The following is a 16,443-nucleotide window of genomic DNA, read 5'->3' as shown; positions in this document are numbered from 1 at the left end:
CATGGCGATTTCTGAATAACGGGGCATGGTCAATCGCCTAACAAAATACTCCAGTTCGCTTTGCATGAGAAGACTGCAAAGCACACCAGAGAAGTTAAGAGAAGAGCTCTCTAAACTTCTCTGGCGTGTGGAGTACGGAGACGTTATGTGCCATTCCTAAGATAATGTTACTGAGGAATGAATGTATTCTCGCTTTACGTTATTTAATGAAACTAGATTATTAACTTTTTTAAAGGAGTTGTTTTTATGAGTTTATATATGTTTATTGCATCTGATTATCCAATGTCACTTGTAGATTATAGTGAAACTAAATATTTTAAATTTAAAGAAGGAGTTAAAATTGATGTTGATGATGAGGGAACAATTTATCATTATACAAATGACAGTGATAGAGATTCTCTTGATTTATTAATACCTTGTTCTCCAGAAGAAGCAGATACAATTATTGTTGATTCAGAAGAAAGTCTTCAGGAAATACAAATTTCTAAAGGAGACAAACGTTATTGTGACTGGTATACAGATAAAACCAATATATATACATTAGACTGGAGATATTCAGATAAAAGGGCAAGTGAATTGATTAATTATTTTAAAGAAAACATGAAGGTAGGTTTTGAAATAGAGTTGTGGTCAACTTGGATGGATGAATGTAAACAACCAACTAAATACTACCATAATATTGATGATTTAAAAATTGTAGATATAGAAAAAGTATTTAATTGTGTTGGGTTTGATAAGCCAGAGTGTATAGTTATATCAAAAACATTACTATAAAAATATATTTTTGAAATGAAATATTTTATCTTTTAAATAAGGGTAAAATGGGGTTGAGATAAATCAAAGTATAGCAGAAACGGAACAGCACATAACAAAAAACTCCCATTCGTTTTGGCATGAGAAGATTGCCAAAACACATTCTTTCGCCAAGCGCGGTCGCGCTAGGCTTAAGAACGTCGGGAGTTAGGAACGTTATGTGACATTTAAAGGCTAACTTAAATTTTTAATGCAGTTAGGTGTTTTTAGCTATTCCAATATAATTGATATATTAAATTAGTACTTTATGACTAAATATAGGAGAAAAAAGTTATGTATAATATTAAATATAAGGGAAAATACAGAAATGAAAAACAGCTTTTAACTGGCGATTTACCAAAACAAGCTATACGATATAATGAGCCCGATAATCTTACTAGTGTTTTTTTAATTGGTGGGCTAATTTCTTTACCAATGATTATTATATTAACAGTATTAATTATTATTAAGATACAAATTTGGAATATATCATTTGAAAATCTTAATGTTCTAAATTTAGTAAAAGCTACTATGATAGCCAGCGTTTTATCAGCAGTTTTTGGTATTGTTCATGAAGGATTACATGCCGTTTGTTACCCTGAAAATGCTACTAAAGAAATATGGGTTAAGCCCAATGAGTTAGCAGCATTTGTTTACTGTAATGCACCAGTTTCAAAATGGAATTTTATATGGATTGTGTTTTGTCCCAATATGGTTTTAGGATTTTTACCATATACACTGTGGATGATTGGATATTTTGACATGAATTCATTGGTTTCACAAACAATAATTATTTTTGCTATGCTGAATATTATATCTGGCGTGGGAGATTATTTGAATGCTTATTTAACCATTAAGCAAGTGCCCAAAAATGCATTAGTTCAAAATTATGGGTTTCATACATATTGGTTTTACAAAAACAATTAATTTGTATTATGGCATAAAATTAATGCACATTCATCATATTAGATGTAAATAGTTAATTAAATCATTAATGGAGTAGTTCTAATTCAAAACTCTACATATATCGCAAAACTTTAAACATCACATAACAAAATGTTGCCGTTCGCCTTGGCTGGAAAGTGATTTTAAGCTGGACAAGTTATAGACTAATGTATATTTTCAAACCTAAAAAAATATAATCCAACGCCAAGGCACATTCCTGAATCAAGCCCGTCGGGCTAAGATTCAGGAACGTCGGCAACAAGGAACGTTATACGGAATTTAGAAGTAAAAGAGTGCTAGATTATAATTTTTTCAAATAGTTTGAATAGCATAATTGTAGAGTATTGTGTTACATTCAACAATAAATTGGATAGGAGTTAAAATTATGAATACTATTGTAGTTTATAAATCCAAAACAGGTTTTGTAAGGAATTATGCAGAATGGATTGCAGAAGAACTATCAGCGGATATTTTTGATGTTTCAAAAGTTGATATTAATATATTAACGAAATATGATACCGTGGTTTATGGGGGGAGTCTACATGCAGTGGGTATTAATGGTGTCAAATTCATTACTAAAAACATTGATAAACTCAAAGATAAAAAGTTAGTTGTTTTCGCTTCAGGGGCCTCTCCATCAAGCGAAAATGTTATAAAGGTAGTTATAGATAATAACTTTACTTGTGACCAACAAAAACATATTAAGGTCTTTTACTTACGTGGTGGATTTAACTATAATAAACTGCCACGTTTTGATAAAGTGCTCATGACATTATTGAATTGGAAAATAAATCGTAAAAGAAAACATAAAAAAGAATTAACTTCGGATGAAATAGGTATGCTTGCTGCATTAAAAAATCCAGCAGATTTTACACGAAGAGAGTATATTGATGAAATGGTTAGCTATGTTAATTCGTAAAGGTAATATAGGGTGTTAACCATTATTTGTATTATGGGGGAGGAATTTATTATGATACTATTACCAATGCCAATTATTAGAAAGATAATCACTATAAAAAGATTTTTGAAAGCAGGAGCAGTTGACGAAAATCATGCTGTAGAACCTTCAAGCATTCGAGTTAACCAAAGATTTGTTTTTTCACGTCTTGTGAGTAAGGGTAAAATCGTTGATGCTGGAAATGGAAAATATTTTGTTGATGTAACAAAGATATAATCTGCCAATTATGCATTATATGTTTTTACAGTTACTTCACATTTTTCTATTATTGTTCATTTATCATAAAACTACGATAGATGAACAATTGTAATATATTGTTCACTAATTGTATTTTAAAATATAATTAAATTTCATAAATATGGAGGTTTATATATGTCTAACAAAAGAAAATTAGTTTTATATATTGCAACAAGTTTAGATGGCTATATAGCAACAGAAAATGACTCCTTGAAATGGTTGTTTAAAACTGAAGGCGAAGGAGATAATGGGTATTCTGAATTCTACAGCACAGTTGATACTATTCTAATTGGGAGAAGAACTTATGACTGGATTATTGAAAAAGAAAAAGGTGAATTTCCGTATAAGAATAAAAAGTGTTATGTATTTTCTAAATCAGAAAATGATAAAAATGAAAATGTAGAATTTATAAATCAAGATGTAGTTGAATTTACAAACAAAATAAAAAGCCTGGATGGAGGAAACATTTGGATTGTTGGTGGTGGGAATCTTTTACACTCTTTTATTAAAGAAAAGTTAGTTGACGAATTTATTATTACGATTGCACCTACACTAATAGGTAGTGGAATTTCTTTATTTAAAAAAAATGATTTTGAGTTAGAACTAAAGTTAAAGGGGATAAGGAGATTTAATCAATTAATTGAACTCCATTACGAGGTGAAATAAAACAATTGATATTTAGTTCACAATTTTCATATATTGTCCAGCTATCTTAAAACTACGATAGATGGACAATCGTAAAAAATGTTCATCTTAAATAAAAATATAATGGAGGTATAAGTATGTGGCTAATATTAGGACTTATTGCTATAGTAGCAACTTTTATAAATTTTTATATGTATAAAACAGGAAAAGATTATAAACTTGCTATGGCAATGGGATTATCATTTACAGCATTGACACTCTGTGCAGAATATAGCCTTGTATCTAATTGGGTAAAAAGTGAAGATTGGTCGGCTTTATTAGATGTTGTACCTACTATGGAAAAGGCGTTATGGTTTTTGACAATTGTTTCTATTTTACTAAATATAGCACCTATATTTTTAGAACTAAAAAATAAAAAATAATTACTTAGTGTCGCATCATTCTTATATAATGAAGTAAATCATAGATGGATTAGTGGAAATTGCCCGCTATATAGAGCGTATAAGACTTGAAACATCACATAACAAAATGTTGCCGTTCGCCTTGGCTGGACAGTCATTTGAGGAGGGACAAGGTATATAAATAGTGTATGTTTCAAACTAAGAAAATCAAAACATAACGCCAAGACACATTCCCCATCCCAAGTGCGGTCGCACTAGGGCTGGGGAATGTCGGCAACAGGTCACGTTATAGGAAATGGCAATGTCGGAGCTGTTCTCTGGAGTTTCCATATTTTATTTAGACAAATTAAAGCAAGGTAGGATAGGAAATAACAGTTATATTTTAGTACAATTTGTACATGGAGGTGAGAAAAATGAATTTTATTCAAAACTTGCAGAGGGCAGTAGACTATATGGAAGAACATATATTAGAACCAATTACCTATGAAGATGTTGCAAAACATGTCTACATGTCAAGCTATCATTTTCATAGGACATTTAGTTTAGTGACTGGTATTACAGCAAATGAGTATATTAGGAATAGAAGATTGTCTATGGCAGGGCAGGAACTCTCTCTATCTGATGCAAAGGTAATTGAGATTGCTTTAAAATATGGTTATGAATCGCCCGAGAGTTTTACAAAGGCATTTACTAGATTCCATGGAGTTACGTCGAATGTGGCAAGGCGTGCAGGTATGAAATTAAAATCTTTTAATCGCCTTCTAATTAAAATAAAATTGGAAGGTGGTACTGTTATGGACTACAAAATCGAAAAACGAGAAGAATTTAAATTATTGGCTAAGGTTGCAAAGTTTAGAAATGAATCAATTTCAGAGGAGGGAAATACTGAAATCCCAGACTTTTGGAAAGAATGTGATGAGGATGGCACATTTAATGTTCTGAAACAAAACACTAGCAAGTATGATATTTATGGAGCTTGTGCACCAATATCAAAACAAAGTACACATTTTGACTATGGCATTGGTATGGAATTTAGTGGTAGTAGTGTACCAGAGGGATATACCATATGGGAGGTAAAACCTACATTATGGGCAGTATTTAAATGTATTGGTGAAACTGGCGAATGTATCGGCGAAACATGGGGGAAAATTTTTTCGGAATTTCTTCCAGGTTCAGAGTATAGTATGATTGATGATACTGATTTTGAATTGTACTCAAAAGATATTAATGCAGATTGCTTTTGTGAAATATGGATTCCTGTTGAGAAAAAGACATATGCATAATTGATAAAATAGGTTTATTATCAGAAGTTAAAGAGAGTTGCCACTCCATATAACAAAATGTTGCCGTCCGCCTTGACTGGTGGACTCTTTTTTTATAGCAATGTGTAAATTTATGGTTTATAATCTATATATAGGTTATCGTTTAACTACTGACAAGGCACATTCCTTCACTAAGCGCGTCGCGCTAAGGCTCAGGAACGTCGGCAACAGGTCACGTTAGAAGAAAGCTTTGAGAGCAGAGTACAAATTTTAAGTTTTTCTTTAGAATAATAAAGTACATATTTGTTGCAAAAATGAAAGTTTAATTTTTTATAAGATATATATGAGCGTTTTTAGTATTATTGGCAGACAAAGTGGTCTTTAGTAAGAATGGGGGTATACACAATGAACATAAATTTTGAAAACAATTTGTTTATAGGCACTCTTATAGTCTATTTTATTATGAATATGGCTAATACAGGGCTGATGATAACAAGAAAGAAGGTAGGACTAAAGCTTATATTTGCTTTGTTGCCTTTTGCTTTAGTAATGCTAACAATGTTTGTAAGTTTAGAAATACTGAAATCTGCTGTTAACTTTGATAATTTACCTTTTGGAACTGATTATGGTGGATATGCAACAGGTTTAGTTATCATCTTGGGATTAATAATGATGTTTTTCTACACAGTTAATGCCATATATCTAATAGTAATAGCAATAAAGAATAATATAAGTTCTGAAAGATGATTTAATGTACATTAATTTTGTATTCTTCAGCGGTAATGATTTTTGGATAGTGCTCATTTAAAGTTCGGTGGGAAAGCCATCTTCTAACAATATGTTGCCAACAGCTCAGAAACTAAGCGGCGTCGCGCTAAGTGTCTGAGCCGTCGGCAACACGAAACGTTATGTGACATATAAAATTGGTGCCAGGGGGTCTTCGAAGGATTTTGAACATTAATATACAGTTAGATAAGGAGGTATCTATTATATGTATTATTTTAAAGAAATTGAACAGGAAGCTAGAAAAATATTGTTAAATATTGGAAAAAGCCATGATTGGGAACATACATTAAGAGTACTTAATTTATGTATGAAAATTGCATCAGTAGAAAAAGCTGACTTGGATGTTTTGAAGCTGTCAGCTGTATTGCATGATGTGGCGCGAGAAGAAGAGGACAAAGTTAAGGGTGAGATTTGTCATGCAGAATTGGGAGCCAAAATTGCGTTTGAAATATTAAAAAAATATAACGTTGATAAATTTATGATTAATAAAGTTTGTCATTGTATCGAGACGCACAGATTTAAGGGAAACAAAAAACCAGAGAGCTTGGAAGCTAAAATACTATTTGATGCGGATAAGTTAGATGCAATTGGTGCTATTGGATTGGCAAGGGCGTTTGTTTATTCAGGAGAGATAGGAGCAAAAGTACACAATATAAATTCAAAAATAGATGAAACACTTCCCTATACGGAGGAAGATACTGCGTATAGAGAATATTATTTTAAACTAAGATATATTAAAGATAAATTATTTACAACTACTGGAAAACTAATAGCAGAAGAAAGACACAAATTTATGGTTGGATTTTTCGATAGATTGAATAAAGAGGTTGAGGGTGAAGTATAGAATTATTTGAGTTATGCTACGTAAGAAGAAATTTCATACGTCACATAACAAAATGTTGCCGTTCGCCTTGGCTGGAAAGTACTTTGAAATGGGCAAGAACTATATTTAGAGAAACTGTTATTAAAAAGATACGCTTAAAACTATCGCCAGGGCACATTCCTTCACTAACCCCGTCGGGCTAAGGTTCAGAAACGTCGGCAACAAAAAACGTTATGTGACATTGCGCACTAGTTTTCGAAAACAGAGATTATTAATATTTAGAGGAGTTGATATCTAATTAATAGAAAAGATATAGGTCTGAGAAACGAAACTGTATCAGATTACAGAACGGTTGAAGAACTGACAAGAGAAGCATTTTGGAATCACCATGTTCCCGGATGTGATGAACATTATCTTTTACACATCATGCGAAAAACTGATTCATTTATTCACAAATTGGATATTGTTGCAGAAGTGAATGGGAAAATCGTCGGTAATATCGTTTACACTAAAGCTAAAATTGTTGATGATAACGCTGTTTACCATAATGTGATTTCTTTTGGTCCCATTTCTGTTCTACCTGCTTTTCAGGGAAAAGGAATTGGCAGAATTTTAATAGAACATACTAAGACAATGGCAAAAGAGCTTGGGTACACAGCAATACTTATTTATGGTGACCCAGACTATTACGGCCGATCTGGCTTTACTGCGGCAGAAAATTATAAAATTGGGACATCTGACAATATGTATGCAGTCCCACTACAGGCACTGGAATTATATCCTGGATCCCTGTCTAATATAAGTGGTCGTTTCTTAGAAGATGAAATCTATGATATAGATGAAATGGAAGCTAAAGAATTTGATCAAGGATTTTTACCTAAAGAACTGCTCAGTGACCTTTCGACACAAATTAGATTTCGTCAGTTGGTAGAAATGAAGAGGCCAAGATTACGAGTATAATCTAACCACTATTAGTAACTTTCATGTGCAACATCACATAACAAAATGTTGCCGTTCGCCTTGGCTGGCGAAATATTTTCATATAGCAATGTGTTAATTTATGACTTATAGTCTATATATAGGTTAGTGATTAGTCCATCGCCAAGGCACATTCCCCAGCCCAAGTGCGGTCGCACTAGGACCGGGAAACGTCGGCAACAAGAAACGTTATACGGAATTTAGAAGTAAATGAGTGCTAAATTATAATTTTTTCAAATATTTGAATAGCATAATTGTAGATTATTGTGTTACATTCAACAATAAATTGGATAGGAGTTAAAATTATGAATACTATTGTAGTTTATAAATCCAAAACAGGTTTTGTAAGGAATTATGCAGAATGGATTGCAGAAGAACTATCAGCGGATATTTTTGATGTTTCAAAAGTTGATATTAATATGTTATCAAAATATGATACCGTGGTTTATGGGGGGAGTCTACATGCAGTGGGCATTAATGGTGTCAAATTCATTACTAAAAACATTGGTAAACTCAAAGATAAAAAGTTAGTTGTTTTCGCTTCTGGGGCCTCTCCATCAAGCGAAAATGTTATAAAGGTAGTTATAGATAACAACTTTACTTGTGACCAACAAAAACATATTAAGGTCTTTTACTTACGTGGTGGATTTAACTATAATAAACTGTCACGTTTTGATAAAGTGCTCATGACATTATTAAATTGGAAAATAAATCGTAAAAGAAAACATAAGAAAGAATTAACTTCGGATGAAATAGGTATGCTTGCTGCATTTAAAAACCCAGCAGATTTTACACGAAAAGATTATATTGATGAAATAGTTAGATATGTTAATTCGTAAAGGTAAGATATGACACAACATTTGTTTTTTAGAGGGGGATAATTATTATGACAAATACAAAACTAAACTTTTATTTTTTTGGAGATATTGGTGAATATGATAATTATAATCCAGAGTATGTATGTAGCCAAGAATACGCATCTGAAATACTATATTTAATTGCAAAGAATGAAGCATTTTCAATATCTAAATGCGAATTAGCAAAACATTTAAACATAAAAGAACAAACAGTTGAAAGTGTTATTAATAGCCTTGAACTAATTAATGCTATAGAAACTAAAGATAGCACATATCGAATTAAGTTTCCGATTCTTTTAGAGGAAGATGTAATAGAAATGGAAAATTACATAAATAACATAGGCGAGATAATTGGCAACAAAATAATTGGAATACAAGATATTATATATAAAAAGGTAACAGAATTAAAGTGCTCAAAACACCATAGTTATGAAAGGATACTTTATCATATTATTTGTGACAAAATTTTTGATGATACTGCTTTTGAGTTTTTTACCGAAAGAAACACCTTTTGTGTTTCGAAGTTGCAACCTGGTAACAGAGATTATATTATTGTTGCATATGAAGATAGCAATTTAGTAGAAAAAAATAGTAATAAGATATTATGTAGTAGTAATAATTATAGAAGTTCTGGCTTTACTTTTAATAGTTTTGGAGATTTAAATGGCTTAAGAAAAGATATGTATAGGTTTTTTAGGCTCGTACAAAAAAGTGTTGACAATACAAGCCCATTTAAAAAAGTGAATATATCATACAATAGAGTTTTAGATAATATGAATAATGAAATTGCCTGTGGTTGTGGAAGGTTAATATGTAATATTATCAATAATAATGTTACATATAATAAACTATCTGAAAAAGAAAAGAATTTAGCAGGGTTTTTGAATGAATTAGAATATATTGATATAAATGATGCTGATAATATTATTTCAATTAATACTCCAATATTTTATGATTTTGAAATATCAACAATAATTAGAGAGTTATCAGATATTATACTCATAAATATCTTTCCTATAGTAAAAGAGGCTTTTGAAAATTTTGAAGTTCATGCATCAAGATTGTCTCCAATAAGGCATGGGGTAGATATAAAAGAAACAGCAAATGAATTATGGCATCAAATCTTTGGTGCTACTAATGAATATTTAGTAAGAGAAGGGTTTGTTGGATCACCAGTAAATATAGATGGACAAGGTAGGTATTTAAGAAGTATTACAATATCTCAAAATTAATACTAAAGTTTATTTTAATTAGTGAACAATGGTAGAGTATTTTGGTGCAATTATTATTTTATTTGGAGGTAAAAATGGCTGAAGTTATTGTACATGAAATGAAATATTACGGTGGAAAAGTAAATTCAAATATAGATGTGGTTAATTATAGCGACGAATATTACAATGATTATCGAAGCATTTGTTGTGACTGTTTTCGCAATTTGAGTATAGCTACAAATCAAGACCCTCATTCATTTTATACACGAGAGGAAATGATAAAAAAGAAATCCAATGTTTTTATTATATTTATTGGTGAAGAAATGGTAGACTCTGTTGAAATATATGATAATATAATAGACCATTTGTTTGTTAACAAGAAATATCAGAACAGAGATTACGGAAAGAGACTTTTATTTTTTGCTGTTAGTCGTTTGCAAGAGGAAGGAGTCAATGAAATTACTTTATATGTTGCAGATTTAAATAAAGAAGCTATTAACCTATACTTAAAAAATGGATTTAAGCTTACCAATACAACAATAGACAATTGGTAATAATGATAGTAATGGATTTACTTCACAATCTTCTAATATTGTACAACAATTATTATGGAGTTTGTATCTTATTCTAGGATACCTGGAGCAGGTCTTGCTCAAAGTGTAGTGGCTAAACTCCGTATAACAAAATGTTGCCGTTCGCCTTGGCTAGAGATTCTTTCTAGAAAGGACAAGCTATATAGAAAGTGTGTGTTCTATATTAAGTAAATCAAAATACCGCCAAGGCACATTCCTTCACCAAGCCCGTCGGACTAAGGTTCAGGCACGTCGGCAACAAGAAACGTTATGCGCCATAAACTTACTGGAAATACTAAATAAAAGGAGAAATAAATTATGAGAGACTGTGTTTTTTGCCGGATAATTAACAAAGAAGAAGATGCGGAAATTGTTTATGAGAACGATTATGTCATTTCGTTTTATACCATAACACCAACAACAGATGTCCATGTTTTAGTTGTACCCAAAAAGCATATAGTAAACATTTTAGATATTACTGATAAGGATCATATATACATCACAGAAATACATAAAGCTTTTATTCATATTTCGAAACTATTAGATATAGATGACTCAGGATTTAGAATTGTAACCAATACAGGTAAACATGGACAACAAGAAGTAATGCATTTACATTATCATTTAATAGGAGGAAGGCAATTGAAATGGGAAATGTAATAAGAAGGAAGGAAATAGAAGAAAAGATTTCTACTTATATTCAAAGTAGATTATCATGTTCTGCTCATGATTACGATCATACATTAAGAGTAAAAAAATAGCAATTAAACTCGCACAATCGTTTGATATAGATAAAATAGATGGGCTTGGTGCTGTAGGCGTTGCTAGTTTATTTGTAATGAGTGGCAAGTATGGTAATAGTATATATTATAATGCAATAGGAAGTACAAAGGGATTTGCTACTCCAAATATCGAATTTAAAAGGAAACATTTTAATATACTAGATAAATTACATCTAGTATATTAAAAGGAAACATTTTAATATACTAGATAAATTACATCTAGATAAATCAAAAGAAATAACTGAAGAGAGACTTCGTTTTATGACTAAATTTTTCATAGCTATGGAATGTGAAATTAAAGCATACGATGTAAATCAATAAGTCAACAGCGTATAACAATGCATTCCAGTTCGCTTTGGAAGTATGGGGTCTAGCTATAGGGAAAGACAAAGCACATCCTCCAGCCTAACCGAGTGGGAGTTCTGAATCCTAAGATAAGAGCTATCTAAGGATTCAACAACTCCTGTAACGCTGGGGGACGTCTGGAATCCGAGACGTTATACGGAATTTCTATTATAAAATTGATTATTCAAAAGTTATTGGACATGGTTTTATTAAGGCGCATTATAGATTTGGGCGAACTATACCAAATTCCCAGCTTCAAAGGTCTTTAATAGATTACTATTCTGAAGAGCGGTAATAGCACCTCAGGTTTTCAAAATAAAATATGGACGAATATTTGCTGTTCTAATTCATAAAAAAAAGATTGGAAAGAGGGCGTTAATATGTGTAATGAAAAAAAAGTCTTTAAATTAAATCTAAAAAGAATTAAAGAAAATGAATACACTCTTAGGGAGGATGAGAAAGTTACAGACTATCTGGAATTAATGCTTAAATATATTGGAGATACTGACCAAGAACTAAGAGATGGACTTATATTAAATACTTTTGTTAATTGGATAGAGGAAAAAAGGTATTTTACTAATGAAGAATTAGTCAATCTCTTAAACACGATATTGAGTGAAGATTTTGCATTTTATAATATGGGACAAGAGAATGACGATTCCGTATTAAAAAGGAGCTTCTCAATACTTTTAGTAAATCCTATTCTATGCGTACATTTAGATAAAAATTTCTTGGATAAAGATATGATAGTAAAAACAAAAGATTGTCTAATTAAATATCTCAATGAAGAAAAAGATTTGCGTGGATATGACTGTGATAAAGGGTGGATACATGCTTTAGCACATGTAGCAGATGGAATAGATTTAGTGGTTAATTGTGAAGGGATTACGGAAGATACTTGTAAAGAAGTTATGTTATCTATAGAAAATAGATTATGTGAAGGGAAAGAGTTTTTAAGCGCTGAAGAAGATGAGCGATTAATTAATATAATTTATTACAATATTATAGAAGATAAATTACTAAGCGATGATTATATTTGTAATTGGATTCAAGGGTTAAGTAGAGTACTCCAAATTAATGAGAGAATAACTAAGTTCAAAGCTAGAACGAATGTGAAAAATTTCCTTCGAAGTCTTTATTTTAGAATGCTTCATATTGAAAATAATGAACAGATTTCAAATTCAGTACTTGAAATAGAAAAGAAATTAAACATCTATATAGATTAGTAATAGAATTCACAATAACCTATTTTTAAAAATTTATATATTGTGGGTAATTTTATAACTTCTCATTTATAATAATCTTTGCAGCTATTTTCGTAGCACTACAATTAATATATAGTAGGAATCATATTCAAGTATAGCTGCAGTAGGTCTTGCTCAAAGTGTAGTGGTTAAAACTCCGTATAACAAAATGTTGCCGTTCGCCTTGGCTGGAGACTCCTTTGAGTAGGGACAAGCTATACATGTAAGTGGATGTTTCAACCTAAGAAAATCAAAAAAATAACGCCAAGGCACATTCCTTCACCAAGCCCGTCGGGCTAAGGTTCAGGAACGTCGGCAACAAGTAACGTTATACGGAATTTAGAATAAAAAAGTAATTCCTCATAAGGTATTTGGATATTTCTACAATATTTTAACAGTTTTACTTTATGACAAAATGAAATTAGGGGATGATTCTGAATGAAAATAAAAAAATCTATACCAATTATTTTACTTGTGACTATAGTTTTTACTTTTTCGGGGTGCAAAAATAATGATAACTTGGGTAGTGGTTTAAATACCCCCAATAAAATTAATATGTATGTAGATGGGAAGCAAAAACAAATAACTGAGAGTGGTGATAAATATGACCAAACACTTTTTAACAGAATAAATACTTTAGTTAATATCAAGATGCCACAAGAATTATCTATAGTGAAATCTGAAATATCAGAAAATGATATTAATGACGTAAAGAGATATGCAGTAGAATTTATTTTTGATAAAACTCAAACGATTAATATTAACAACGGTAATAAAGAACAAGTTGAATTTATAGAGATAATGTTCCCTTTAAGTGAAAAATGGGAAAATGTAGCATTCATTAAAACTAACAAAAACATTTATACACCAGTTGGATTAAAGGAAAATTTAGATTATCTGGTTAAGGCATTGTATAAATAGATGGTGTAATACAAACCCAACGTACTTATTTAGGACGAATATTGTTTCTTTTATTTCATCACGATTTTCATGGGAAATGAATCACATTCAAGGATAACTGGGGTAGGTCTTGCTCAAATTGTAGTGGCTAAACTCCGTATAACAAAATGTTGCCGTTCGCCTTGGCTGGTGGGAAGTTTTTATATAGTGCTGTATAAATTTATGACTTATAATCTATATATATAGGTTAGTGATTAACCTGTCGCGAAGGCACATTTACCAGCCCAAGTACGGGTCGTACTAGGGCTGGTAAATGTCGGCAACAAGAAACGTTATACGGAATTTAGAACAAGCATATAATTGCTCATAAATATTTGTGATGATTTTTTAAAACGCGTTTGTAAGAAAGTGTAAAAAAGAATATTTACAAAATATGTATCTGAGAGGGGAACATAGAATGCAATTTAAAATAATAGGAAATTTGGAACAACCAAAAACTTTATTAATACATGCAATGTTTTTTGACGAAAGATGTTTTGAAAAACTTTCAGAATTTTTGAAAAAAGATTACTGTGTCATTATTCTAACTTTGGATGGCCATGGTAATGATGAAACAATCTTTCATTCTGTTAAAGAGGAAACTGATAAAATTATTGATTACTTAAAACAAAATAATATACAAGACTTGGAATTGCTTTTGGGAATATCTATGGGTGGAATTATTGCGTTTGAGTTATTTAGAAGAAAGCAAATTGTTATAAAACATGTATTCTTAGACGGAACTCCTTTTTTAGAATTTCCAAAGTTAATACGTAAATTTGCAGGTGTTATTTTTAAAAAAATTGCTCACTATGCTAAAAATAAGTCTGGGAATAATACTATTATAGATAGAAAATTCCCGCAATTCGCATCGCATATTAAGGATGTATGTTCACGCATGAAAGATGAAAGTATTAAGAATTTGGCAGATGCTTGTTATACATATAAATTACCAGAACAAATTGAGTTGGATGGAGAAACTATTACTTTTATGTATGGAACAAAAGAGAAAGCACGAATGTGTATTCCTAAAGTAAAAAGATATATGAATACTGAATTAATTGTAAAAGAAGGCTTTTCACATTGTCAATTTTTAAGTGAAAATCCTCAAGGGTATGCAGAATTATTATATCAAATATCTAAATCACATGCTCACTGATATTTTCTGTTGAAGAGTATGAGTATAACGTGAAGATAAACTGATGAAGCAATTCTCTCTCTTTATACAGTACGTAATAAATCTAAGGATAACTGATGCAAGTTTTGTTCAAAGTGTAGTGGTTAAACTACGTATAACAAAAATCTCCCGTTCGTTTTGGCATAAAAAATTGCCCAAACACATTCTTTCGCCAATCACGGTCGCGCTAAGGTATTACTTAAAGTGTAGAGGCTAAACTCCGTATAACAAAATGTTGCCGTCCGCCTTGGCTGGTGTACTATTGTTATATGGCATTGTGTAAAATTATGACTTGTAATCTATATATAGGTTAAGTGTAACCCATCGCCAAGGCACATTTTCCAGCCCAAGTGCAGTCGCACTAGGGTTGGAAAATGTCGGCAACACGAAATGTTATCAGACAGCTAACAGAAAAAGTGCTCAACTAAATATTTTTATTATTAACTTCGTGAAATAATGCTATAATTAGTATATGTAATCTAAGGAAAAGGAGTGATTCAAAATGAAGTGGGAGGAAGTTAGAAATTTGTATCCTGGTAAGTTTGTAAAATTTGAAGTTGTAGAATCACATACTAAAGATGGAAAAGAGTATATAGATGAAGTTGCTGTTATAAGTGCAATAAATGACGGGAAAGAGGCTATGAAGGAATTTATTAACTGTAAGCCAGGTCAATTAGTATATAGTACAAATAATGAGCAATTAATTATACAATTAGTTAAACATATAGGGATAAGAAGGAGTGTACAGGGTGAATAGACTGCAGCTGAAAGATGGATTACTTTACACCTCTATAACTTTACGTCATGAAGGCAAGTATATTTTAGTGGATGATGTCATAATTGATACAGGAGCGTTTCATACTATAATAGCTCCGAATTACTTGGAAGATTTGGATGTTGCTTTTTCTGATGAAGATGAATTAGTTAAAGCTTCTGGATACGGCGGAACTGTTTCTTATTCAGTACGAAAGAAGATGGATTCAATCGAATGTGAAGATATCCGGATTAATGATATAAAAATTGACTTTGGTGAGATTGATCCTAATGAAAGGGTTAATGGATTAATTGGATTAGATTTTTTGATAAAAGCTGGAGTTATGTTAGATTTGGTTGATTTGGTAATGTATAAGAAGAGTACTTAACGCCGTCTGATAACAAAATGTTGCCGTCCGCCTTGGCTGGCGGACTATTTTTTTTATAGATGCGTGTAAATTTATTACTTATAATCTATATATAGGTTAGTGATGGCCCATCGCCAAGGCACATTCCCCAGCCCAAGTACGGTCGCACTAGAGCTGCGAAACGTCGGCAACACGAAACGTTAGGCGAAAGACCATGCATAGGTTGACCGGTCATCCATGCCCGGATTTTCTTGGAAAGGTATATGGACTTTTATTATATGGAATTTAAAATAGCTAAATGATTCTCTAAAGATTTTAAGTATATTATATGACAAAATTATATATTAAAAGGAGGTTCCAAAATGTGT

At 31.4% G+C, this 16,443-nt stretch carries 19 protein-coding genes; all 19 read left to right on the top strand.

From position 1 onward, the window contains the following. Positions 1–246 precede the first annotated feature (246 nt). Positions 247–774, top strand: coding sequence for a hypothetical protein (locus ACREWB_RS05910; protein WP_431546559.1), 528 nt, complete (start codon positions 247–249; stop codon positions 772–774). Positions 775–1,086: 312 nt separating this feature from the next. Further along, positions 1,087–1,719 carry a DUF3267 domain-containing protein gene (locus ACREWB_RS05905; protein ID WP_431546558.1) on the top strand — a complete coding sequence of 211 codons (633 nt, stop codon included), beginning with the start codon at positions 1,087–1,089 and terminating at the stop codon, positions 1,717–1,719. A 403-nt stretch (positions 1,720–2,122) separates the two neighbouring features. Beyond that, the gene (locus tag ACREWB_RS05900) at positions 2,123–2,656 is read left to right on the top strand and encodes a flavodoxin domain-containing protein (RefSeq protein WP_431546557.1); all 534 of its coding nucleotides are present in this window, start codon (positions 2,123–2,125) and stop codon (positions 2,654–2,656) included. Between the two features lie 51 nt (positions 2,657–2,707). Continuing rightward, positions 2,708–2,911: a hypothetical protein gene (locus ACREWB_RS05895; RefSeq protein ID WP_431546556.1), complete on the top strand. Its 204-nt coding sequence runs from the start codon at positions 2,708–2,710 to the stop codon at positions 2,909–2,911. Positions 2,912–3,067: 156 nt separating this feature from the next. Then, the gene (locus tag ACREWB_RS05890; protein WP_431546555.1) at positions 3,068–3,598 is read left to right on the top strand and encodes a dihydrofolate reductase family protein; all 531 of its coding nucleotides are present in this window, start codon (positions 3,068–3,070) and stop codon (positions 3,596–3,598) included. A gap of 116 nt (positions 3,599–3,714) precedes the next feature. Beyond that, a complete protein-coding gene (locus ACREWB_RS05885; RefSeq protein WP_431546554.1) occupies positions 3,715–3,999 on the top strand; it encodes a hypothetical protein in 285 nt (94 codons plus the stop codon). A 392-nt stretch (positions 4,000–4,391) separates the two neighbouring features. Next, positions 4,392–5,261, top strand: coding sequence for an AraC family transcriptional regulator (locus ACREWB_RS05880; RefSeq protein WP_431546553.1), 870 nt, complete (start codon positions 4,392–4,394; stop codon positions 5,259–5,261). A gap of 384 nt (positions 5,262–5,645) precedes the next feature. Continuing rightward, entirely contained in the window at positions 5,646–5,987 is a 342-nt protein-coding gene (locus ACREWB_RS05875; protein WP_431546552.1) for a hypothetical protein, read from the top strand. 244 nt (positions 5,988–6,231) lie between these two features. Continuing rightward, positions 6,232–6,870, top strand: a complete 639-nt coding sequence (locus ACREWB_RS05870) for an HD domain-containing protein (RefSeq protein ID WP_431546551.1) — start codon at positions 6,232–6,234, stop codon at positions 6,868–6,870. Between the two features lie 405 nt (positions 6,871–7,275). Continuing rightward, entirely contained in the window at positions 7,276–7,809 is a 534-nt protein-coding gene (locus ACREWB_RS05865; protein ID WP_431546550.1) for a GNAT family N-acetyltransferase, read from the top strand. Between the two features lie 323 nt (positions 7,810–8,132). Then, positions 8,133–8,666 (top strand): flavodoxin domain-containing protein, encoded by a 534-nt coding sequence (locus ACREWB_RS05860; RefSeq protein WP_431546549.1) that lies wholly within the window; start codon positions 8,133–8,135, stop codon positions 8,664–8,666. 47 nt (positions 8,667–8,713) lie between these two features. After that, positions 8,714–9,916: a hypothetical protein gene (locus ACREWB_RS05855; RefSeq protein ID WP_431546548.1), complete on the top strand. Its 1,203-nt coding sequence runs from the start codon at positions 8,714–8,716 to the stop codon at positions 9,914–9,916. Between the two features lie 74 nt (positions 9,917–9,990). Next, entirely contained in the window at positions 9,991–10,449 is a 459-nt protein-coding gene (locus ACREWB_RS05850; RefSeq protein ID WP_431546547.1) for a GNAT family N-acetyltransferase, read from the top strand. A gap of 336 nt (positions 10,450–10,785) precedes the next feature. Then, positions 10,786–11,127, top strand: a complete 342-nt coding sequence (locus ACREWB_RS05845; protein ID WP_431546546.1) for an HIT domain-containing protein — start codon at positions 10,786–10,788, stop codon at positions 11,125–11,127. A gap of 847 nt (positions 11,128–11,974) precedes the next feature. Then, the gene (locus tag ACREWB_RS05840) at positions 11,975–12,820 is read left to right on the top strand and encodes a DUF2785 domain-containing protein (RefSeq protein ID WP_431546545.1); all 846 of its coding nucleotides are present in this window, start codon (positions 11,975–11,977) and stop codon (positions 12,818–12,820) included. Positions 12,821–13,276: 456 nt separating this feature from the next. Continuing rightward, entirely contained in the window at positions 13,277–13,759 is a 483-nt protein-coding gene (locus ACREWB_RS05835) for a hypothetical protein (protein ID WP_431546544.1), read from the top strand. Between the two features lie 436 nt (positions 13,760–14,195). Then, positions 14,196–14,936: an alpha/beta hydrolase gene (locus ACREWB_RS05830; RefSeq protein ID WP_431546543.1), complete on the top strand. Its 741-nt coding sequence runs from the start codon at positions 14,196–14,198 to the stop codon at positions 14,934–14,936. Between the two features lie 520 nt (positions 14,937–15,456). Further along, entirely contained in the window at positions 15,457–15,711 is a 255-nt protein-coding gene (locus ACREWB_RS05825; protein WP_431546542.1) for a hypothetical protein, read from the top strand. After that, positions 15,704–16,096, top strand: coding sequence for a retropepsin-like aspartic protease (locus ACREWB_RS05820; RefSeq protein ID WP_431546541.1), 393 nt, complete (start codon positions 15,704–15,706; stop codon positions 16,094–16,096). Before ACREWB_RS05825 ends, ACREWB_RS05820 begins: the two co-directional genes overlap by 8 nt. Positions 16,097–16,443: the final 347 nt, after the last annotated feature.

Origin of the sequence: Clostridium sp. (assembly GCF_050717635.1) — a bacterium.
In the GTDB taxonomy this organism is placed as follows: Bacteria; Bacillota; Clostridia; order Clostridiales; family Clostridiaceae; genus Clostridium_AD.
This window is presented reverse-complemented; position numbering and strand designations above follow the sequence as displayed.

Bases quoted from the DNA above. Each gene is read 5' to 3' on its own strand.
- ACREWB_RS05845 (WP_431546546.1), top strand. From the start codon at position 10,786: ATGAGAGACTGTGTTTTTTGCCGGATAATTAACAAAGAAGAAGATGCG.
- ACREWB_RS05865 (WP_431546550.1), top strand. From the start codon at position 7,276: ATGCGAAAAACTGATTCATTTATTCACAAATTGGATATTGTTGCAGAA.
- ACREWB_RS05885 (WP_431546554.1), top strand. From the start codon at position 3,715: ATGTGGCTAATATTAGGACTTATTGCTATAGTAGCAACTTTTATAAAT.
- ACREWB_RS05910 (WP_431546559.1), top strand. From the start codon at position 247: ATGAGTTTATATATGTTTATTGCATCTGATTATCCAATGTCACTTGTA.
- ACREWB_RS05870 (WP_431546551.1), top strand. From the start codon at position 6,232: ATGTATTATTTTAAAGAAATTGAACAGGAAGCTAGAAAAATATTGTTA.
- ACREWB_RS05835 (WP_431546544.1), top strand. From the start codon at position 13,277: ATGAAAATAAAAAAATCTATACCAATTATTTTACTTGTGACTATAGTT.
- ACREWB_RS05860 (WP_431546549.1), top strand. From the start codon at position 8,133: ATGAATACTATTGTAGTTTATAAATCCAAAACAGGTTTTGTAAGGAAT.
- ACREWB_RS05875 (WP_431546552.1), top strand. From the start codon at position 5,646: ATGAACATAAATTTTGAAAACAATTTGTTTATAGGCACTCTTATAGTC.
- ACREWB_RS05850 (WP_431546547.1), top strand. From the start codon at position 9,991: ATGGCTGAAGTTATTGTACATGAAATGAAATATTACGGTGGAAAAGTA.
- ACREWB_RS05840 (WP_431546545.1), top strand. From the start codon at position 11,975: ATGTGTAATGAAAAAAAAGTCTTTAAATTAAATCTAAAAAGAATTAAA.
- ACREWB_RS05905 (WP_431546558.1), top strand. From the start codon at position 1,087: ATGTATAATATTAAATATAAGGGAAAATACAGAAATGAAAAACAGCTT.
- ACREWB_RS05855 (WP_431546548.1), top strand. From the start codon at position 8,714: ATGACAAATACAAAACTAAACTTTTATTTTTTTGGAGATATTGGTGAA.
- ACREWB_RS05895 (WP_431546556.1), top strand. From the start codon at position 2,708: ATGATACTATTACCAATGCCAATTATTAGAAAGATAATCACTATAAAA.
- ACREWB_RS05825 (WP_431546542.1), top strand. From the start codon at position 15,457: ATGAAGTGGGAGGAAGTTAGAAATTTGTATCCTGGTAAGTTTGTAAAA.
- ACREWB_RS05900 (WP_431546557.1), top strand. From the start codon at position 2,123: ATGAATACTATTGTAGTTTATAAATCCAAAACAGGTTTTGTAAGGAAT.
- ACREWB_RS05890 (WP_431546555.1), top strand. From the start codon at position 3,068: ATGTCTAACAAAAGAAAATTAGTTTTATATATTGCAACAAGTTTAGAT.
- ACREWB_RS05830 (WP_431546543.1), top strand. From the start codon at position 14,196: ATGCAATTTAAAATAATAGGAAATTTGGAACAACCAAAAACTTTATTA.
- ACREWB_RS05880 (WP_431546553.1), top strand. From the start codon at position 4,392: ATGAATTTTATTCAAAACTTGCAGAGGGCAGTAGACTATATGGAAGAA.